This is a genomic window from Desulfosarcina widdelii, assembly GCF_009688965.1.
Taxonomy (GTDB): Bacteria; Desulfobacterota; Desulfobacteria; order Desulfobacterales; family Desulfosarcinaceae; genus Desulfosarcina; species Desulfosarcina widdelii.
Genome location: NZ_AP021875.1, coordinates 6,871,204 through 6,890,908, shown reverse-complemented (window position 1 = coordinate 6,890,908; position 19,705 = coordinate 6,871,204). Strand labels below are relative to the sequence as shown.

Here is a 19,705-nt window from a genome sequence, read left to right as displayed (position 1 = left end):
TGCTTGATCAAGTGCCCACTTTGCCCAATTCTGTAATTCGTTCTCCAAATAGATGGTGCTGTTTCCATTCATTACGGATTCTTTAACAACTCCAACATATTCGCAAATAATCTGGCTCTTTTTCCAGTTCTCTGCGTCCGAAATGAGGTTATCCACCCTGCTTTGCTCAGCCTTGATACGGCGCTTTTTTTCTACCTGAATCCTGATCTTTTCTTCACGTTGCCTCTGCCTTACCGAAGGTGATCACGAGTGTCTTCTGTTTCATGCGTTTCCCCACGAAAAATGGAAAGACCCTATCTTTTTTATCGCCACTTTTCGTCCACCACATGGCCGTCAGGCCCCAGAAGATGGACATGCAGTGAATTCATGCCAAGGGCATGGGTGGAGCAGCTGAGGCAGGGGTCGAAAACACGGATAACCGCTTCGAGCCGAGTGAGGACGGATTCCGGGACCTCCCCGTTTTTGATGAAATGCCGGGCGACCTGAAGCACCCCGCGGTTCATGGCCAGGTTGTTGTTGCCCGTGGCGACGATGAGGTTGACCCCGGTGATGAGTCCGTTTTCGTCCACCTGGTAGTGGTGAAACAGCGTCCCCCGTGGGGCCTCCACAACACCGATGCCCTCGAAGAAGTTCGGCTGGGCGTGGGCCCGTACCCTGGGGTTCAGGATGTCGGGATCAGCTGTAAGCTGCTCGGCCTTTTCAATCGTGTAGAGAATTTCGATAAGCCGGGCATAATGATTGTAGAAGGAACTCAGGACCGGGCCTTTCTCGAGGCTTTTGAACTCGGCCCACTCCTCATCGGCCAGGGGCGTCCGGCACCCGCTGCAGACATTCAGGCGGGCGGCGGGTCCCACCCGGTAGATGCCCTCGGGATACCCCAGGGGCAGGTAGTAAGGCGACTTCAGGTAGGAATGGTCTTCCACGGCCTCGCCGATATATTCGGCATACCGCGCCGGCGGCACCTGTTCGGCGACGACGTTTCCCTGGTAGTCGATAAACCGCAGGTTCCCGTCGAAAAGTTCCAGGTTGCCGCAGGGATCCACCAGCCCCAAGAACATGGACGGAAAGTTGGCAAAGGTACGGATCTCTTCGCGGTAGTTTTCGATGGACGGTTTGAACCACCCGATGGTTCGCAGAACGATGTCCCGGGCCTCCGGGAGGACCGCCCTGATATTTTCGAGGTTTTCCTTTGAAAGCGGAACCCCCACGCCACCCGGAACCACCCAGGTGGGATGGATTTTTTTGCCGGCCAGCCATTCAATGATCGACTGGCCGATCTGCCGAAGGCGGATCCCGTCGGCGGCCAGTTGGGGATGGGTCTCCAGCAGTCCGAGTATGTTTCGCTTTTCCGGCGGGCCATCGAAACCGAGCAGCAGGTCCGGAGATGAGAGGTAGAAGAAGCTCAGGGCATGGGACTGCATAACGGAGGCAAGGTTCAGAAGTGCCCGAAGCATTTGTCCCGCCTCCGGGACGGCAACCCCGAGAATGGCGTCGCAGGCCTTGGCGGATGCCAGGGAGTGGGAAACCGGGCAGATTCCGCAGATCCGCTCCACCAGGGACGGCATCTCGTAATAAGGCCTGCCCTCGCAGAACTTTTCAAAGCCCCTGAACTGGGTGACATGGAAGGCGGCATCTTCGACTTGCCCGGACGCATCCAGTTGAATGGTGATTTTCCCATGCCCTTCGATGCGGTGAACCGGATCGATCACGATTTGTCTGTCCATGGTGTATCTCCGGGTATATCATAGTATCCCCAACTTTCGAGGATGCAGGCGTTATCCGAATCGGACCCTGCCGGCCAGATCCGGCAGGCGATTTTCCAGAAGTGCCGACAGCACTTCGAAAATGGCATCCGCCGGCGGCGGACACCCCGGCAGAAACAGATCCACTTCGATAAAGGCGTGCACCGGCTGTACCTTGTCGAAAAGGTGCGGAATGTCCCGGTTCGGTATCCGAGGCCGGTGGGTCGCGTTCTCCAGGTAGCTTCGATTCATAACTTCCCGAAGGGGGAACCGGTTTCGCATGCCGGGGATGTTTCCGGTGACGGCGCAGTCTCCAAATGCCACCACCCACCGGGTGTTTTTGCGGATCACATGAAGCTTCTCGACATCCTCCCCGCTGGCAACGGCGCCCTCGACGAAGCAGACGTCCACGTTCTGTGGATAGGTCCGGGTGTCGACGATTGGGCTGAACACCAGGTCGATGCGGTCGGCTGCGGCCACCAGGCGCTCGTCGATATCCAGCAGTGACATGTGGCACCCAGAGCAGCCGTCGAGCCAGATCGTGGCGATGCGAATTTTCTCAGTGGGAGATTTCGAGGGCACACTCATGGTTCAGCTTCCTTTCTCATCATCTGGAGATAGGGGAGAAACTCGGGGCGCTTGGTCATTTCCGCCACCGACTTTCCCTTCTCGGACAGGGCGCCGGTGGGACATACCTGGACGCATTTCCCGCATCCGGTGCAGGTTTCGGATTCTCCCCAGGGCTGGTTGAGGTCCGAGATGATCCGGGCATGAATGCCCCGGCCCGCAATATCCCAGGTATGGGCGCCCTCGATGTCCTTGCAGACACGGATACACCGCATGCACAGGACGCACCGGTTGTGGTCCAATGAAAACCGGGGGTGGGAGGCATCCACCGGGTGGGGCAAATTGAGATAATCATACCGGACATGGGTCATGCCGAGCTTGACGGCCAGATTCTGAAGCTCGCAGTTGCCGTTGACCACGCAGACCGAACAGACATGGTTTCTTTCCGCGAAGATCAGTTCAAGTATTTTGCGGCGGTAGTCGCGGATGCGCGGCGAGTCGGTGATCACGTCCATATCCTGTTTCACCAGGGTGACGCAGGCGGCGTACAGCTTCGGGCTCCCCTGGAGTTCCACGATGCACAGGCGGCAGGCGCCCCGTTCGGCAAGGCCGTCGAGATGGCACAGGGTGGGAATGTCGATGCCGTTCTGGCGGGCTACCGTCAGGATGGTCTCGTCTTCCCGGCCGCTGACGTCCCTGCCGTCGATGCGCAAGGTGTAGATGCGCACTGGATTTACGTCCGTTCTGGGCTTTGAGGGTGTCGACGCGGTGGATGTCATGTGATGGCCTCCCGGGCTTTTCCCATGGCGCATACGCCGGCGTCGCAGCGATGCCGGCGAATATGGGCCGTGTACTCGTTTTCGAAATACCGAAGCGTACTTTTCACCGGGTTCGGCGCCGTCTGGCCGAGGCCGCACAGGCTGGTCGCGCCCACAAGGTCGCACAGCTCCTTCAGGGTGTCGATATCTCCGACTCTTCCGTCCCCGGCGGTGATCCGCTCCAGAATATTGAAAAGCTGGGCGGTGCCGACCCGGCAGGGCACACATTTTCCGCAGGATTCGGACATGCAGAACTCCATGAAGAATTTGGCCACATCCACCATGCAGGCCCCGTCGTCCATGACGATCATGCCGCCGGAGCCCATGATGGAGCCCACCTCCTTAAGGGATTCGTAATCCACCGGCATGTCCAGGAACTGCTCCGGCACACAGCCGCCGGAGGGGCCGCCGGTCTGGACGGCCTTGAACCTTCGGCCGGCGGGAATTCCGCCGCCGATGTCGAAAACGATCTCCCGCAGGGTGGTCCCCATGGGCACCTCGATGAGCCCGGTCTTATTGATTTTTCCGGCCAGGGCGAACACCTTGGTCCCCTTGCTTTTTTCCGTACCGATGCCGGCGAACCATCCGCCGCCGCGACGGACGATGGGGGCGATGTTGGCGAAGGTTTCCACGTTGTTGATCAGGGTCGGGCATCCCCAGAGACCGAATTCGGCGGGGAACGGGGGCCGGGGGCGCGGTCTTCCGAGCCTTCCCTCGATGGAGGCGATAAGGGCGGTCTCCTCGCCGCAGACAAAGGCGCCGGCCCCCAACCGCAGTTGAATGTCGAAGGCAAAGGGGGTGTTGAAGATATTCTCCCCGAGAATTCCCAGTTGCTTCGCCTGCTTGATGGCGCGGCGAAGCCGCTCGATGGCCAGTGGATACTCGGCCCTGACATAGATGTAGCCCCGGGAGGCGCCCACGACGTATCCGGCGATGGCCATGCCTTCGATCACCCGGTGGGGGTCGCTCTCCAGAACGCTTCTGTCCATGAACGCGCCGGGGTCTCCCTCGTCGGCATTGCAGACCACGAACTTGTTGGCCTGCTGCGCCTTGTAGACCGTCGTCCACTTCAGGCCGGTGGGAAATCCGGCCCCGCCCCTGCCCCGAAGACCGCTGGCGGTGACCTCGTCGATGACCTGCCTCGGACTCATCTGTCTCAGGGCTTTGTAGAGGGCTTCGTAGCCCCCCGCGGCGATATAGCTTTCAATGCGTTCGGGTTCGACGATGCCGCAGTTTTCCAAGACGATTTTCTTCTGCCGGGAGAAAAACGGCTGGTCGGCAGGCAGCAGCAGCCGGGAAACCGGTGCGCCGGCGAGGCTGCCGATGATCTCCGGGGCATCGGATGGCTGGACCGCCTGATAGGCGACATTCAAAGGGGAGATGTCGATGAGCGGTCCGACGGCACAGAGTCCCAGACATCCGACGCCACGGACCAGGCACTTCTTTTCTTTTCCCTGCCGACGGAGCTCTTCTTCAAGGGATGCCTTTACGGCATCACTTCGGCAGGACAGGCAGCCTGCTGCCACGCAGACGTTGATGCGGTACCGGTAGGATTCAACGGAATCGGTCTCCGTTTTCGCGATCTCCTGCAGATTCTCGATGGTCAGCGTCATGTGGCCTCCACGCCTGAAATTTGTTCACAACGGTGTCCAACGTAAGGTTGCCGACAATGGTGCCGTCAAACACGCCTGCCGGGGCAAGTCCGCAGGAGCCGAGGCACCGGGCGATCATGAGGGATATCTTTCCGTCGGCAGTGGTTTCCCCCGTATGGATTTCCAGCATCTCTTCGACCTTGCGAAGGATCTCGGCGGCCCCGCCGATGTGGCAGGCCGTGCCCTTGCACAGCACGCAGGTATGCTCGCCAGGGGGCTTGAGGGTGAAAAAATGATAGAAGGTTGCCACGGCATATACCCGGCTTAAGGGGACTTTCAGCCGGCCGGCGACATATCGCATCAAGTCGGAATCGAGATAGCCGAATGCTTCCTGAACGGCATGCAGCGTTTCGATCAGCGCATGGGACGCATATCCGTGCAGGCGCATGGTTCGGTCGATGATTCGAAGGCGCTTGTCAGGGGCAGCGGGAGACAGGGAAGGCGATGACAAACCGGGTGGAGCCGTCTCTGGGATCATGGGTCGGCCTCCGTTTCGTTGAAGGGGTTGTTTCTTTTTTCATATCCGCAAGAAACAAGCCAACCACTGGTTTGAAAACAATAAGGAAAACAGTGGGTAACAAAATGGCTTCGGAGAATACCGGTAAATTATAGGAAAAGAATCCGACGGCGTGAAAAGAAATCAGACACAGGATAATGGACGAATGCCTCATGCATTGTCGCGAAGTGCTACCAAACAGTTCTTTACACCTTAATGATCATTTCCACTTTGACACATTATTGATTACGCTATCAAGAATATTATCGAATATGGATGCTAAATGGACCCTCATGTCAATTTCTATTTTGTATTCTGAGATTTTGTTTTCATCAAATTCCGGGACTAAATGAATGGCTTTGTCAGCGATGGAAACGAATGATGCTATTGTATTTGATGTAATGTTATTATAATGTTGGTAAAAACTGTAGGACTTAGACAAAATTTCTAATGATTTAGTGTTAAGGTTCAGTTTGGATTGATGCATAATTACATCTTTTATCGCTTTATTGGCCGGATATTTCTGTTTCATGAATAGTTCCAATGTATCCAGCGATTTTTCAGAAAATAAAAAGACAAGAGCAATTGATTCTAAAACCTGTCTATGAATATTTCCAGACGCTATCGAATTACCTGAGACAAACAATTTCATTGATGTGATATTCAAAGTAATCGCTAAATATAATATTCCCGATATTGCGGCCTTTTCTCTGTCATTTGCAATTTTATCATCAAAGACTTTCCATTTTTCAAAGGCCTTTGCCATATCAAAGGAGAACTTGCCAATGTCGAAGGAAAAGTGATTTATAAAATTTTCCCGCGTTTCGGATTTTTCTTGGGTAATTGCACTACGAACTTTTCTGAGAATATCTTCAAATTTTTCCATAAATCATTTTTCCATCAGTTGTTCTCTAAAGGAATTTCTGGTTTTCTTTAAAGCCTGTTTGGTAACAGCAGGATTATATTCCAATGTATGTCCCAAATATATTCTTTTTTCTATTGGCCTGTCAAAGGCGTGATAGATTCCTTCATAAACTGTCAATCCTACAAATTTTGGATAGGGACTTTATGGACGTCCATTGGTTTATTGGCGTAAAATTTGGAGGGCATGGGGTTCGAACGATTTGGCCTTCGATAATTTGGTGACTTACATACTCATAAAGGATAATAACACATAAAAATGTTTATCAGGAAAATGAACTTTGATTAAAGCTGCCATATATCGAAGGCTCAGCGCCTGCAGTTTTCTCTGCATCGTCCTTTTTGTTATTTTAGCCTGCTTCCACGGTGTTCCGTCTCGGCCGAATACCGACCCCCGAATCGCATGGCCGGCCGCCGATTACAACCAGATGTTCAACCGGAAAGGCGACGGGTGGACCGGCGGGGACGGGACCTTGTCCATCCCTTTGAAAGACGGCCGCACGGTCTGGCTTTTCGGCGATACATTCCTTGGGAGAGTAAGGTCTGACGGAACCCGCCCAACAAAGACGCCGATGATTCGAAACAGCCTGGTGGTCCAAACGGATCGGCGGCTTGATACCCGGTATCGGCAGACGGAAGAAGGACCCGCCGCTTTTTTCCCCAGCCCTTTTCCAGATACATGGTTTTGGCCGGGAGACGGCTTGGAGGTGGGAAACAAAATGCGGCTCTTCCTGCATCGATTCGGGCAGATCTCGCCGCAATTATGGGGATGGCAGTTTACGGGAACGGTTCTGTCCACACTTTCCCTGCCCGACCTCGAACTGGAACGGTTGGATGAAGTCGCAACGGCGAAGGGCGCCCTGTTCGGGGTATCGGTCCTTAAAACGAAGGAATATGTCTATATCTACGGGACCCGTGACGATGCCTTCCCCAAATTGGCCCACATAGCCCGTGCAACGACCAAAAGCCTCAGCGGTCCATGGGAGTTTTATACCGGCAGGGGATGGTCCGCTGATCCAAGGGATTCAGCGCCCATCTTAAGCGGCGTTTCAACCCAGTACTCCGTTTTTCAAAGCGGTCGGCTCTTTTACCTCGTCACCATGGATGGGCGCGGACCCTTTCCGGATACGATCGCCGTATACAAAGCCGGTTCTCCCGAGGGACCGTGGCAGGGTCCACGGATCATTTACAAGGTGCCCGGCGTCGGTCGTGATGTTGTCGCCTATAACCCTTTTGTCCATAGCCAGTTCAGGGAAGGAAATCGATATCTGATTTCGTACAACCTGAATCACGTGAACGATCCTTCCGCCGTGTTCGAAGATGCTGCCATCTATCGCCCGCGGTTCATCTGGGTGGATTTCGCACAAATCGAATGACAGTTTTCTCAGCAGTTCCCAGGCGAATAGAAGAACATAGGGGTCGCCAAAGACAGCATCGGATGATACTGAAGGAAAAATCAGCAGCCCTCCAGAAAAAATGGCAAATTGGCCATTTATGGATGGGAACAAATTTTCGTTTATCGAATCGATCCGAATTTTCTCAAGAGGTACCAATGCCGAACCTGAAATGCATTTTCTGCGGAGGGCGCGCCAAACTTCGCGGCCGGTGAGCCAACGCCAAGGTGGCCTGCAGGGACTGCGGGATGGAAACCGGTCCGGATGAATACCGGCAGCAGATTGAAGACTGGAAGGAGACCGTCTGCGAGATAACCTTCGGTGCTTCGCCGTCGTCGGATCGAATAAACACCGACGCCTGAAGGGCAGCGGCATCCATTCGGTTGTCCGGCCTGCCCATAATGGAACGGCAAAAGACATTCAACATTCTCCACACATTAGCCTCTTCTTAAAGGAAAGATATGAAAAAACGGATTACAGCTACCGTCTGCGAATTACCGAGTGATCCCAAGCCGTTCGAGGCGGCCTGGCGGGACCTGGTGTCCCACGTGGTCGAACATCGGAGCGATATTGTGGTGTTGCCGGAAATGCCGTTTGCACCATGGCTTGCCGCCAGCAAAGATTTTGACCCGGCCGCATGGGACAATGCCGTTGCTTTGCACGACCAATGGCTACGCCGTTTGTCTGAATTTGGAGAAGCAACGGTGGTAAGCTCACGGCCGGTAACGACAGACGTCAAGAGGCTCAATGAAGCGTTCGCATGGCACGCAAGGGGAGGATATCAGAAGGCACATTACAAGTACTATCTGCCGGATGAACCGGATTTCTGGGAGGCAACGTGGTATCAGCGGGATGGAAAACGATTCGATGCAGTAAAAACCGAACACGGCACGATGGGGTTTGTGGTCTGCACCGAACTCTGGTTCAACGAACATGCCCGTGCATATGGCCGGCAGGGAGTCCAGATGCTTATTTGTCCCCGTTCCACGGAAGCCTCAACCACGGAAAAATGGATCATGGGCGGCAGGGCGGCGGCCGTGACAAGCGGTTCGTTTTGCCTCTCTTCGAATCGCAACGGGGCGGACCATAGAGGTCACCCATGGGGAGGTCACGGTTGGATTATTGAACCGGATCAAGGCACGGTTTTAGGAACGACCTCGGTTAAGCGTCCGTTTTTGACCCTTGAAATCAACCTCTCGGACGCTGACCGGGCGAAGAGCCGTTATCCTCGCTATGTGGAGGAATGAGAATAAAAGCCTGGCAATGCCTGTAAAGTTTAAACTCACGATTGAATATGAAATAATTTTCCTATCTTTTCATGGGATTGGAAATAAAAGAAACCGTTTTGTCCAGAAAAAAGTCTTGCAGATCCGACGGCCTGCCTTCGGATTATTCAAAGCTATATTCGTATAACAAATTGTTTATAAAAGAAATATATATATAAATTCGCTTCAATGGAAACCTGGATCAAACCTGAAACCCACGTTTCCTGAAAAGTTGGCCGAATAATTGCTGTGTTATTAAATTGTTGATTGGGACCGTTGTTTTATGGTTGGATTCAGCTCCTGTATCCTCACTGCGCGAATTGCTGCTGTTGGTTCGATCAATCGTTGAAAGTTCAATTACGGCCATGGATATGAATCAGGACACTACACGAGTACTATACGCGGCCATTTTAAAACTGCTGCGGCCGCTTGTTCGAATGGCATTGAAAAGAGGGGTTAGTTTCAAAACTTTCGCTTCGTTGCTGAAATGGGTCTATTACGATGTCGCCAGGGAAAACTTCACCATCGAAGGACGCAAGCAGACCCATTCACGTATTTCCGTGATCACCGGGCTTACGCGCAAAGAGGTGAAAAGGCTGTCGGAATTGGATCCGCCCATGAGTCGAGAGCAGCGCGAAAAATACAACCGGGCGGCAAGGGTGGTATCCGGATGGCGAAGGGAAGCCGGGTGCCTCGATGAACAGGGTCGCCCCGTTGCCATCCCCATATCCGGAGAGGGCGCCACGTTCGAGACCCTGGTCAAAAAATTCAGCGGCGATATGCCTCCCCGTGCGGTTCTGGATGAATTGATCCGGGTTGGCGCCCTGCAGTTGGAACCGGACAACCGTGTCCGGCTCGTTCATGAAGCGTTTACCCCAACGGCCGACGAGGCGATTAAATTTCACATCCTGGGAACCGATGTAAACCTTCTGATATCGACCATCGAAAACAATATCGATAAAAATGGGCATGAGCCCTATTTTCAGCGCAAAGTGTATTACGACAATTTGCCGGATGAAGTGCTGGCAGACTTCAGAAAAATGTCCCGCCGTCAGGCCCAGCAACTTTTGAACGATCTGGACAGCTATCTGGCGATCAACGACCGGGATGTCAACCCCGGAATAAAGGGTACGGGCCGCAATGTCGCCGGTGTCGGGATTTACTATTTTGAAAAATCCTTTGACGAAGAGGATTGAGTTGAACTTTTCCCGGAAACAAATGAAATGGGTGAAGATCCTGTTGATCCTCGCCGGCAGCCTGATTATCGGCTGCGGGGGCGGGGGGATTGACGACCTGGCATCCAGCGGGGGAGGCATCGGCGGCTCGGGTGTCAACGGAGGCGGCACTGGCGGGACCGGTATCAGTTCGGGTTCCGTTACCGCCATTGGCAGTGTCCACGTCAATGGTGTCCGCTACGATACCAGCGATGCGGAAATCTTTGTTGAAGGTCAAAGCAAGGGATTTGGCGACGAGGAGGTTCTGAACAACCTCAAGGTTGGAATGGTCGTACGGGTAGAAGGTGAACTCGAGGATTCTGAAAACGGTATAGCGGAAAAGGTCTATTTTAACGACGATCTCAGAGGACCGGTGAAAGTGGGTTCATTTCAGCAGATCGACCCAGAAACCGCGCAAATAGTAGTTCTTGGAAAAACGGTTATCATCAATGAACTGACCAACGTTCTAAATCTCGATATAGAAGTTTCATTGGAAGGGAAATGGATTCAGGTCAGCGGCTTTGAAGACGCAGAGGGCCGCATTCAGGCAACTTTCGTTACCGGCAGCGATATCGATGACCATGCGAATCTGAAAGGAACAATAACGTTTGCAGGTCCTGATCATATCACGATTAACGGAATCACTGTCGTCGATACAACCGGCGCTACTCTGGTCGGCCTCAACCAACTGGCCCAGGACCAGTTGGTTGAGGTGACAGGCACTTTATCGGTAATTCCATCAATCGATATCCAGGCCGACACCATCGAGCGGGTCGATCTGTTAGGCACTACCGATATCGATTCCATCGAATTAGAAGGAATTATCACCGAAAAAACTTCGGAGGAAGAATTCCGGTTGAACGGGGTACCAGTTGTCTTGAATGATCAGACCCTTTACACCGGGGGCGATGCCGATGATATCGACGAAGACGTCCAGGTTGAGGCCGAAGGGCAGTTGATCAACGGAACGTTACATGCCGAACGCATCGCTTTCCTGAGTTTTGCTAAAGTGGAAGCCGATTTTTCATTAATAGATAGGGACTTATCACTGATAACGTTGCATGGTTTGTCAGATATTACCATCCGCTATGACCAAAACACCATGGTTACCGGCGAGGTCACGACGATTGATGACATAGACGAAACAATGCATTTTAAAGCAATCGGGATAGAACTGCCATCTTCAGATTCTGCGTCGATGTTGGCAATTCACATTATCGCCTTAGACGCCTTAAATAACAAAGTCATATTGCAGGGCGCTCTTAAAACAGCCCCCCCTGCGGACCAGAGCGTCATAACCCTCCTTGACCATGATATCGATATATCCGGCATCCCGAATGATGGCTTCGAATCGCCTGATGGAACCGGTTACAGTAATTTTTACAATTTCACTGAAGCCGGAGACATCGTCTCCGCAAAAGGAACGCGTTCAGGCGAAGCCATTACCTGGCAAGGCATATCGGTTGAATAAGAATGGTTTTTCGGTCTCGGCATTTCCTGTTGGGAAACGATAAGCCGAGATTACTCCGTAAAAAACCATTCAATCTGCCGCCGATGAATATCTATCCTTTCTCATAGGCTGCCTCGATCATCGGCTGGTATGCCTTGAGCACTTCGCGACGCTTGAGCTTGAAGGTCTGGGTAAGCATGCCGTTTTCCACGCTGAACCCCTCACTTAAAACGATAAACTTTTTCGGGATTTCGTAGGAACCGAATTTACCTTTCAGGCTATCAAGGATCTGGCCTTCGATGTACGCCTTAACCGCAGAATCGGCAACCATGGCGGCCGGTTCTGAGGGCCAGCCGTTTTTTGCAGCCAACTTCTCCATAACCAAAAAATCGGGAAAAACCAGGCAGACCGTATAGGGACGGTTGAGACCGTAAATCATGGTGTGCTCCACACAGGGCAGCAGTTTGATCTCTTCTTCCAGGGTGGCCGGGGAAACGAACTTGCCATTTTCCAGCTTGAACTGCTCCTTGATGCGTCCGGTGATGAACAGGTACCCGTCTTCGTCGATATAGGCGCGGTCACCGGTACGTAAACCGCCGTCCTCGGTCATGGTGGCACGGGTCTCCTCGGGCTTGTTGTGGTACCCCTTCATTACGTTGGGACCGTAAACGATCAGTTCGCCTTCCCCGGAGTTTTCGCTGTCGAAGGTTTTGTCGATCGCAAACCGCACTTTGTCGATGGGTAAACCGGCACTTCCGAGCTTGTTGTGTTCAGGGCTGTTGATGGCACCGGCCGGCGACAATTCGGTCATCCCCCAGGCCTCGTATACAGGGATGCCCACATCTTCGAAAAACTCGGCGATGTGGGGGCTGAGCGCCGCGCTGGAACTCAAGGAGTACATCAGTCGGCCGCCGAATTTTTCCCGTATCTTTTTGAATACCAGGGCGTCGGCGATTTTCAGTTTGATTGCGTTGACCACGCTGGTGCGCCCCTCCTTTTTTAATTGCCGCCGTTCGATCCCTGCATTGACGCCCATGTCGTACAATTTCTTGGCCAGTCCACCCTGTTCGTTCATCTTGGCATTCAGGCCATCATACACGCGGTTGAACACCCGGGGCACGGCAATGAGAAAAGTCGGTTTGACCAGGGCCAGATCGTCCACGATGGTCTGGGGGCTTTCAGCGAAACCGGTGGACCCGCCCAGCCGCATGAGTAGATGAAGCTCTGCGGTCTGTCCGTAGGAATGCGCCCAGGGAAGAAAAGAGAGGGTCCGCAGGTTTTCATCCAGTTGGGGGTAGGCCTTGGCGGCTGCATGCACATTGCTCGTGAGGTTGCCGTGGGACAAGAGCACGCCCTTGGGGGCGCCGGTCGTACCCGAGGTGTAGATCAAACCGGCGATATCGTCTGCATCCGGATAAACTGCCGAAACGGGGTTTTCCGCGCCCAACCGCTCCAAATCCTGCATGCTGCCCTCGCCCTGTCCCTCGATAAGGATGACGTGCTCCAGGGTATCGATCTCCTCGGGCCAGGATTTGACTTTCTCCAGAATGTCCGGCTTGGAAACAAAAAGCACCTTTACAGCGGCATCGGAGACAATGTACTTCCAGGTCTTTTCCAGTTCCGCTTCATACATGGGCACGTATCTGCCGGCCAGGCTGTAGGTCGCGTAACAGGTTGCGGCCCATTCCACCCGGTTGTTGGCGATAATGCCGACGGCATCGCCCTTCTCGATTCCCAACCGGGCCAAGCCGCCGCGCAGGTTGGCGATTCGCTGTGCCACCTGATCGTAGGTCACCCAGTCGTAGCCGTCCTTGGCAGCATTTTTGGTTCCCATCCACAAATTGCCGCCGAATTTGGCCACGCTTTCCTCGAACATCGCCACAAGATTGTCCGGCTTGTCCAACGTGTACATACGTCCTCCCCTTTTTGTCGTTTTTGAGCCCCGTGCCGCACCGACAAGCGAAACACCCATGGATCGGCCGCTTGCAGGTTTGCCCCTTCCCGCATCCACCGAACGGACTAATGAATTTTATTCATTTATTCAGTTTTCGTTCAATTACAGAGTTACTTTTACTAAACGATGTTTACTGCCATATCGAGAACGGATATGCAAGACTTTTAGCGGGTCTTGCCATCGAAAACCAGCCGTAGAACGGAAAATGCCCGGCGGCTGAATCTCAATTTGTTTGGCAACGGGGGAGCGTCTCTGCGGGGAGGACTACTTTCCCTGGAACCTGGGAGTGCGTTTTTCCATAAACGCGCTAACGGCTTCCATGAGATCTTCGGAAATCAGGCTGGCCGCATTTTTCTGGGCCACATAGGCCAAACCGGGATAGACGCCGTTGTCCCGGCTGTAGTTGATCACCTCTTTGACTCCCTGAACGGTCAAGGGTGCCATACCGGCAATTTCTGCTGCCAGTTCTCCGGCGGCTTTAACAAGAGCCTCGGCGTTCTCGCATATCCGTGTAACGAAACCCATCGCAAGGGCCTCTTCAGCGGTAAAATCCCGTCCGGTAAGGGCCAGTTCGCGAAACCAGCCATGGCCGATGATGTGGGGCAGCCGCTGCAGGGTTCCCAGGTCGGCAATGATGGCGATTTTCGTCTCGCGGATAGCGAATATGGCGTCGCTTGCGGCCAGACGGATGTCGCAGGCCGAAAGCAGATCGACGCCGCCGCCGATGCAATGTCCATGAACCGCTGCGATGACCGGTTTTCGGCAGCGCTCGATGGCGTTATTGCTCTCCTGAAGCTCGAGAATCGTTTCTTTCAACTTCTCGCGGTCGTCGGCGCCTTTGCCGGCAAGCAGCCCCCCGGCTTCCATCAGATCCAGGCCGGCGGTGAAGGTGGGTCCCTCGGCCCGGATGACCACCGCGCGCACGGCGTCGTCTTTGTCGAACCGCCGGAAATGATCGGTCAATTCCCTGAAAAAGGCCATACCCATGGCATTTCGCCGTTCGGGGCGGCATAGGCTCAGCCAGGCGATGTGGTCCTTAATCTCCACGGAAAGAGAGGCGCTGTCGTTCATCGGTTGTTTTCCTTTATTCAGGGGTCAGATCTCTGGATGTCCACCACTCTTTTCCGTAATTGACAAACAACTGCTTGCCAGCAGCCACCTTCTTGATGGTATGAAATACGATCAGGTCGCGGTCGGTATCGTGCCAGTATTCGGTGTTGTGTTTGTAAGAGTGGTTGAACAGGCTTCCCCATCCCAGTACCAGGGAGTAAACTTCCGAGCCATTGTCTTCGGAGGATTCCAGGTTGAACACATAGTCGTCCAGGGTGCCGGCACACTCGTCGGCGTTGATCCGAAGATAGGGACATTCCTCCAACGTTGTATCGGCCGGGAGGGATTTGGTGGTGAAAATGCCGTGGCCGAAATCGCAGGTCGAAATGACGATATCCGGATGCCTGAAAAGTTTTTCTCTTTTTTTCTTCATGGTCCCTGTTCAGTCCGTGTTAAATGCCAATGGATACTGCGTTTAGCAACCTCCACCGACAAAGTCAATCCGCATGGACACCGACCGGCCGCGCGAGCGCCCTATCGCATTAGGGCCAAGGCACAAAAAAACTCCAATGGGTGAGATGATGAAGCAGTCCGGAAAAATATAGGAAAAACCGCCGACGCCTTGCGGTTGCGGGGAGAAGGGCTCAAAAAAAGGAGGGCCTTTCACGGCCCCCCTTTACTTTCCTAAGAATCGGAAACGTTCTTAGACAACCGTTACATTGGCTGCGGACGGACCTTTGGGGCCGTCAACAATCTCAAAGGTAACCCGGTCGCCTTCGTTGAGCGAACGAAAGCCGGTGGAATTGATTCCGGAGTGATGAACGAATACATCCGGACCGTCTTCCTGCTCAATGAAACCGTAGCCCTTGCTGCTGTTGAACCATTTGACAACGCCGTTAACCATGCTGGCACCCTCCTTTCGAAAAAAATTCTCTTGCTTCATTCATAAAGGGTGCCACTGACGAACATGACGACCACCTTCATAACGAAACCGGCCCGCCAAGCTGAAACGGACCTTCGATTAAATCGATAATAACACAGCAAAAGCCGAAATCAACAGCTTTGCCGCCGATTGGCTGAAATTGAGTGCGCTCCCGTTGCCGGGATAATCTACGTTTTTCACTGGCAATCTTTGGCTCTCAGGCGGCAGACGTTCCCAATAAACAACCAATGCCTTTGTTTTTATTAAGAATAAATCATTTTCAGGATTGACAATTTGCAGGCAATCCACTATGAATCAGATAGTTCGCGCCCCATCCATGAATGGCCGATTGGCCTATTTCTGGAGGGACATTTCGTTTGCCGTGGTGCCCTGGCGGACCACATAACCTGCGGAACATGCCCTTGGCCCTCAGTTCCTTCATCTGCCACTGTATCGGAGATTCGCTGGACGGTCTCCGGGACGGCCTGTCTCACTTTTCCGGCCCCAGTCGGGCGGCAATCGTCTTTGCCATGGAACCGGATGCCCCCATGTACATCTTCGATCCCCAGAACCTGCTGGGCGGTCACGAGCCCCGACTGAAGGAGTTGTATGTGGAAAATCAGCAGTGGCGCAGTGCCCCCGCCATTCAGCGCGACAGCATGAAGTACAACCACATCGTTCCGGAAAAGAACCTTCATATGACCGGCCTGATCTCCTTCGGCTGCCGGTCAGGTTCGGTTTACTACCAGATCTGGTTCACCGAACACCATCCCGACGCCTGCAGTACGGGCCCCACTGAGCGATGGCTGGAGCATGCAGCCTGGCGTTTTTGCCTCGATATGACCGGCGAACGCGCCTTTTATACCGGCATCTCGGGCAGTTTTTTGCGGGAATACGCCACCCATGCCGTTCGGGATGACGTCGTCGATCGCATGAATTTCCTTTTGGGGTGGGACACCCGACTGCGCATCTACCCGATTCTGGATACGGTTCTGGAGCTTTCCAGAACGCGGGAAGAAGGGGCCTGGCCAAGGGGAAAACTGGTGTTTGTGGAACCCCAGGCATTGCCGCAGCTTTCCTTTTTGGCCCGCTTTCCAGAATCGGAACGGCCCTCCATCGAAAACGTCAAACACGTGCGCAAACTCCTGGCGGCAGTGGAACATTCGGATCTCAAACTGATCTCCGACGGTCGCTGTGTGGCCGGCATCGCGGAGGAACCCCTTCCCGATTTTACCATCACAGCCGATTTCAGGGGCGGGCACGGCTTTTTGACGGTTGTCGATGACCCGGTGTGCAGCTTTTCCGACGGCACCTACCAGTCCAGAACCCGTCGGGCCAATCTGGTTCATATAGAGGAAGCGCTGCTGGAATCCGCTCTCGATTCCGAAGTCGGCAACACCGTATTCAAGATCGTCGCTTCTCTGGTCCACCGGGCGGAAGACCGGAAACATGGCGCAACGCTGGTTATCGACCTCAATGTTTCACCGCTGACCATTTCCGGCCAATGCTTCGACCGTCCCCTGGATTTGCAAAAACCTGAGATCCTCAATCTGGCCAAATCCCTGCTGCGGCTGGACGGCGCCCTGCATATCGGTGCCGATCTACATCTTCACGGATTCGCCTGCCTGCTGGACGGGCGGGCAATCGAGGGCGAAGACCGTGCCCGCGGGGCACGATTCAATTCGGCCCTGCGTTTTTCCGCCGAACATGCCAACATCATCATCGTCGTGGTTTCTTCAGACCGTCCGGTGTCCATCATTCAATCCGGCGTCGAGATCAGTGCCGCCTGCCAATGGAGGCCCATGTCCTGCGGCATCGTCCAACCAACCCGCCTGGATCGCTGGGTGGATCGCAACGGAGACTGACTGCCCGGATAAAAGACAGGCAAATTAAGCTAAAGAATGTCCTTTTATCCGCCGATAGAGGGGTACGGGTCGCGGTGCCGAACCGTTATTATCCATGATCGTTGCGAGCTATTATGAGCCAAAGTATAGAATCGATTATTTCCAACTACGAACAGCAATATAAAGTCATCGAGAAATCGATCGTCGACGTGATCTGGGTTGTGGACATCGAAGCGATGAGCTTTACCTACATCAGCCCTTCTGTAGAACAGGTCACCGGCTACACCCCGGAAGAGATCAGGGAACTGCCCATAGATAAATTGTGTACCCCTGAATCATACGAAAAGGGCATGGAATCTCTGGCCGAAGGACATCGCAAATACAAGCTGGGTAAAGGCGTCAAACGCAGGGTGGAATTTGAACTGCTGCACAAAACCGGTTCGCCTTTCTGGGTTGAAATCACGGCTAAATTCTTCAAAGGTGACAATGATCGGACCCAACTCTTCGGAACCATGCGCAATATTACGAAGCAGCATGCCCTGGAGAAAAAACGCGACGAACTGCTTCTCAGGCTCGAAGAATCCCTGAGCCGGCAAAAAGCACTGGAGGCCGAAAACGAAATGCTGCGCGGCCTGCTGCCCATCTGCTCCAACTGCAAGAAAATCAGAGATGAATCCGGCGAATGGTGGCATGTGGAAGAGTATGTCGCCATGCATTCCGAGGCCGATTTTTCCCACACCATCTGTCCCCCCTGCCGCAAGGAAATCTACCCGAAACCCAACTGAAGATCTTCCTCTTGCCGCTGCACTTTTCTGCCTGCCTCAGACAGTTCCTGCGTGCGAAAAGCATCCGATCGGACACATTGACCCCCGGGTGACGATGTGATATTTTTTAAGATTATTGCAGTTACCGGGCAAAGCGGGCATCTAAGCATGGACAAGAATGAAACCGGAGACTTTCATCCGGTCTCTTTACCACCCCGGGTACAACGAGCAACCTCTTGCAGCCATTCGGTATCCCGGCCACAACCGGAGCCGCTCCCGGAGACCCCCAACAAGTAGAGGTAAGCCATGAAAGCAGCCATTCTGATCCTTGCCGGAATACTTCTGCAGATCCATGCGTTGCCGGCATCGGCTTTCGAAACCGTGAAGCGACCGATTCTCTATCCCAATGCCCATTACAGCGCCATGGGGCGCGACGCAGCGCTGACGGATATAGAGGATTGCTGGAGGGTGGCCAGGGAAACCGGTGCCAGCGAAACTGGCGAAGGGCAGTTGTCCGAGGAGGCGGCCAGCGATGCCGCGTCTGTGGCGGCTGCCGGAGCGGCTGCCGCAGCCGTGCTGGGCAGGGACCCCCACCGTGCCGCCGTAGCCGGTGCTGCCGCAGGCGGGGCCGCATCGCTTGCCGCCGGAGGTGTTTCGCGAAGCGATCCTCCGCCGGTCTTCAGGGGAATTGTGGAACGCTGCCTTTTCGAGAAGGGCTACGAAGTGGCCGGTTGGGAGTAGCCGCCGGCATAGAATGCTCCCAATAAAAGATGGAACGGGAGCCGATACCCAACGTGTATGAAAAAAGGAGAAAAAGGATGAGAAATATGAAACGCATTGCTCTTTTGGTTCTGATTGTTGTTTTTACCTCGGCGTGTGCCACCATGAACGGAGGCACCGGATCGAATCTCGACAGGATCGCTGAAAGCGGCGTTCTGCGCGTTGGAACGGCGGCCAATATGCCGCCGTTGAATATGCTCGACAAATCCGATCTCCCCATGGGGCTGGACGTGGATCTGGCCAGCTATATCGCCGGTGCCATGGGCGTTGAACTGAGCCTGGTGATCAAACCCTTTGCAGAATTGCTGCCCGCGCTGGAGGCCGGTGAGGTGGACATGGTTATCTCCGGGCTGACCATTACCCCCAAACGAAACATGAAAGTCGCCTTTGCGGGCCCGTACCACATCTCCGGCAAAGCCCTGCTGACCAAGTTCGAATCCCTCGTCACCTCGGAAAACACGGACAAGCTCAATTCGGAGGCCTTTGCCTACACGGCTCTGGAGTCGTCCACCAGTGCGGATCTGGTCAAAACCCTGATGCCCAAAGCCCGCCTGGTTACGGCCAGCAACTACGATGAGGCCGTGGAGATGGTCCTTTCCAACAAGGTGGACGCGCTGGTCGCCGATTACCATGTTTGTGTTCTCTCCTTGCTGCAACATCCCAACGAAGGGCTGGTTTCGCTGATTACGCCCTTCACCTACGAACCGCTGGGCATCGCCCTGCCGGCGGGAGACGCCCAGATGATCAACTGGATGGACAATTTCCTCAACACCATGCGGGAGTCCGATGAGTTGGTAAAAATGAAGGTCAAATGGATCGAAGACCCCTCGTGGTTGACCAATTTGAAATAAACACAACCACAAGGGACAAAG

General features: G+C 54.0%; 18 protein-coding genes. 8 read left to right on the top strand and 10 right to left on the bottom strand.

The window, feature by feature from the left end:
- Positions 1–302: 302 nt before the first annotated feature.
- The 6 genes from GN111_RS31440 to GN111_RS31415 form a co-directional block, all read right to left on the bottom strand.
- The gene (locus GN111_RS31440) at positions 303–1,724 is read right to left on the bottom strand and encodes a Ni/Fe hydrogenase subunit alpha (protein WP_155307541.1); all 1,422 of its coding nucleotides are present in this window, start codon (positions 1,722–1,724) and stop codon (positions 303–305) included.
- A gap of 51 nt (positions 1,725–1,775) precedes the next feature.
- Positions 1,776–2,330 carry an NADH-quinone oxidoreductase subunit B family protein gene (locus tag GN111_RS31435; protein WP_155307540.1) on the bottom strand — a complete coding sequence of 185 codons (555 nt, stop codon included), beginning with the start codon at positions 2,328–2,330 and terminating at the stop codon, positions 1,776–1,778.
- Positions 2,327–3,088 carry a bidirectional hydrogenase complex protein HoxU gene (gene hoxU / locus GN111_RS31430; protein ID WP_155307539.1) on the bottom strand — a complete coding sequence of 254 codons (762 nt, stop codon included), beginning with the start codon at positions 3,086–3,088 and terminating at the stop codon, positions 2,327–2,329. Before hoxU ends, GN111_RS31435 begins: the two co-directional genes overlap by 4 nt.
- On the bottom strand, positions 3,085–4,740 hold the full coding sequence (nuoF, locus tag GN111_RS31425) for an NADH-quinone oxidoreductase subunit NuoF (protein WP_155307538.1): 1,656 nt from the start codon (positions 4,738–4,740) through the stop codon (positions 3,085–3,087). Before nuoF ends, hoxU begins: the two co-directional genes overlap by 4 nt.
- Positions 4,682–5,257 (bottom strand): bidirectional hydrogenase complex protein HoxE, encoded by a 576-nt coding sequence (gene hoxE / locus GN111_RS31420; protein ID WP_155307537.1) that lies wholly within the window; start codon positions 5,255–5,257, stop codon positions 4,682–4,684. The genes nuoF and hoxE overlap by 59 nt, the downstream gene beginning before the upstream one ends.
- A 238-nt stretch (positions 5,258–5,495) precedes the next feature.
- A complete protein-coding gene (locus GN111_RS31415; RefSeq protein ID WP_155307536.1) occupies positions 5,496–6,161 on the bottom strand; it encodes a hypothetical protein in 666 nt (221 codons plus the stop codon).
- A gap of 316 nt (positions 6,162–6,477) precedes the next feature.
- Between GN111_RS31415 and GN111_RS31410 the strand changes: the two genes are divergently transcribed.
- The 4 genes from GN111_RS31410 (at position 6,478) to GN111_RS31395 (ending at position 11,540) form a co-directional block, all read left to right on the top strand.
- Positions 6,478–7,572 carry a DUF5005 domain-containing protein gene (locus tag GN111_RS31410; protein WP_155307535.1) on the top strand — a complete coding sequence of 365 codons (1,095 nt, stop codon included), beginning with the start codon at positions 6,478–6,480 and terminating at the stop codon, positions 7,570–7,572.
- 479 nt (positions 7,573–8,051) lie between these two features.
- The gene (locus GN111_RS31405) at positions 8,052–8,837 is read left to right on the top strand and encodes a carbon-nitrogen hydrolase family protein (RefSeq protein WP_155307534.1); all 786 of its coding nucleotides are present in this window, start codon (positions 8,052–8,054) and stop codon (positions 8,835–8,837) included.
- A 389-nt stretch (positions 8,838–9,226) separates the two neighbouring features.
- On the top strand, positions 9,227–10,051 hold the full coding sequence (locus GN111_RS31400; RefSeq protein ID WP_155307533.1) for a DUF6502 family protein: 825 nt from the start codon (positions 9,227–9,229) through the stop codon (positions 10,049–10,051).
- Positions 10,052–10,073: 22 nt separating this feature from the next.
- Positions 10,074–11,540, top strand: a complete 1,467-nt coding sequence (locus GN111_RS31395; RefSeq protein ID WP_155307532.1) for a DUF5666 domain-containing protein — start codon at positions 10,074–10,076, stop codon at positions 11,538–11,540.
- A 91-nt stretch (positions 11,541–11,631) separates the two neighbouring features.
- Here the strand turns inward: GN111_RS31395 and GN111_RS31390 are convergent, their stop codons facing one another.
- The 4 genes from GN111_RS31390 to GN111_RS31375 form a co-directional block, all read right to left on the bottom strand.
- Positions 11,632–13,431 (bottom strand): AMP-dependent synthetase/ligase, encoded by a 1,800-nt coding sequence (locus GN111_RS31390; protein WP_170302549.1) that lies wholly within the window; start codon positions 13,429–13,431, stop codon positions 11,632–11,634.
- Between the two features lie 306 nt (positions 13,432–13,737).
- Entirely contained in the window at positions 13,738–14,544 is an 807-nt protein-coding gene (locus GN111_RS31385; RefSeq protein WP_155307530.1) for a crotonase/enoyl-CoA hydratase family protein, read from the bottom strand.
- A gap of 13 nt (positions 14,545–14,557) precedes the next feature.
- Entirely contained in the window at positions 14,558–14,956 is a 399-nt protein-coding gene (locus GN111_RS31380; protein ID WP_155307529.1) for an SET domain-containing protein-lysine N-methyltransferase, read from the bottom strand.
- A gap of 270 nt (positions 14,957–15,226) precedes the next feature.
- On the bottom strand, positions 15,227–15,427 hold the full coding sequence (locus GN111_RS31375; protein WP_155307528.1) for a cold-shock protein: 201 nt from the start codon (positions 15,425–15,427) through the stop codon (positions 15,227–15,229).
- Between the two features lie 440 nt (positions 15,428–15,867).
- Here GN111_RS31375 and GN111_RS31370 point away from each other — a divergent pair, with 440 nt between their 5' ends.
- The 4 genes from GN111_RS31370 to GN111_RS31355 all read left to right on the top strand — a co-directional run bounded on the left by GN111_RS31370 (position 15,868) and on the right by GN111_RS31355 (position 19,684).
- Positions 15,868–17,310, top strand: a complete 1,443-nt coding sequence (locus tag GN111_RS31370) for a DNA integrity scanning protein DisA nucleotide-binding domain protein (protein ID WP_231715612.1) — start codon at positions 15,868–15,870, stop codon at positions 17,308–17,310.
- Between the two features lie 113 nt (positions 17,311–17,423).
- Positions 17,424–18,074, top strand: coding sequence for a PAS domain-containing protein (locus GN111_RS31365; protein WP_155307526.1), 651 nt, complete (start codon positions 17,424–17,426; stop codon positions 18,072–18,074).
- 285 nt (positions 18,075–18,359) lie between these two features.
- Positions 18,360–18,794 carry a hypothetical protein gene (locus GN111_RS31360; RefSeq protein WP_155307525.1) on the top strand — a complete coding sequence of 145 codons (435 nt, stop codon included), beginning with the start codon at positions 18,360–18,362 and terminating at the stop codon, positions 18,792–18,794.
- 77 nt (positions 18,795–18,871) lie between these two features.
- A complete protein-coding gene (locus GN111_RS31355; protein WP_170302548.1) occupies positions 18,872–19,684 on the top strand; it encodes a transporter substrate-binding domain-containing protein in 813 nt (270 codons plus the stop codon).
- The last annotated feature ends 21 nt before the right edge of the window (positions 19,685–19,705 follow it).

Coding starts and splice junctions, on each gene's coding strand:
- GN111_RS31440 (WP_155307541.1), bottom strand. CDS start 1,724: ATGGACAGACAAATCGTGATCGATCCGGTTCACCGCATCGAAGGGCAT.
- GN111_RS31435 (WP_155307540.1), bottom strand. CDS start 2,330: ATGAGTGTGCCCTCGAAATCTCCCACTGAGAAAATTCGCATCGCCACG.
- hoxU (WP_155307539.1), bottom strand. CDS start 3,088: ATGACATCCACCGCGTCGACACCCTCAAAGCCCAGAACGGACGTAAAT.
- nuoF (WP_155307538.1), bottom strand. CDS start 4,740: ATGACGCTGACCATCGAGAATCTGCAGGAGATCGCGAAAACGGAGACC.
- hoxE (WP_155307537.1), bottom strand. CDS start 5,257: ATGATCCCAGAGACGGCTCCACCCGGTTTGTCATCGCCTTCCCTGTCT.
- GN111_RS31415 (WP_155307536.1), bottom strand. CDS start 6,161: ATGGAAAAATTTGAAGATATTCTCAGAAAAGTTCGTAGTGCAATTACC.
- GN111_RS31405 (WP_155307534.1), top strand. CDS start 8,052: ATGAAAAAACGGATTACAGCTACCGTCTGCGAATTACCGAGTGATCCC.
- GN111_RS31400 (WP_155307533.1), top strand. CDS start 9,227: ATGAATCAGGACACTACACGAGTACTATACGCGGCCATTTTAAAACTG.
- GN111_RS31395 (WP_155307532.1), top strand. CDS start 10,074: ATGAAATGGGTGAAGATCCTGTTGATCCTCGCCGGCAGCCTGATTATC.
- GN111_RS31390 (WP_170302549.1), bottom strand. CDS start 13,431: ATGTACACGTTGGACAAGCCGGACAATCTTGTGGCGATGTTCGAGGAA.
- GN111_RS31385 (WP_155307530.1), bottom strand. CDS start 14,544: ATGAACGACAGCGCCTCTCTTTCCGTGGAGATTAAGGACCACATCGCC.
- GN111_RS31380 (WP_155307529.1), bottom strand. CDS start 14,956: ATGAAGAAAAAAAGAGAAAAACTTTTCAGGCATCCGGATATCGTCATT.
- GN111_RS31375 (WP_155307528.1), bottom strand. CDS start 15,427: ATGGTTAACGGCGTTGTCAAATGGTTCAACAGCAGCAAGGGCTACGGT.
- GN111_RS31365 (WP_155307526.1), top strand. CDS start 17,424: ATGAGCCAAAGTATAGAATCGATTATTTCCAACTACGAACAGCAATAT.
- GN111_RS31360 (WP_155307525.1), top strand. CDS start 18,360: ATGAAAGCAGCCATTCTGATCCTTGCCGGAATACTTCTGCAGATCCAT.
- GN111_RS31355 (WP_170302548.1), top strand. CDS start 18,872: ATGAGAAATATGAAACGCATTGCTCTTTTGGTTCTGATTGTTGTTTTT.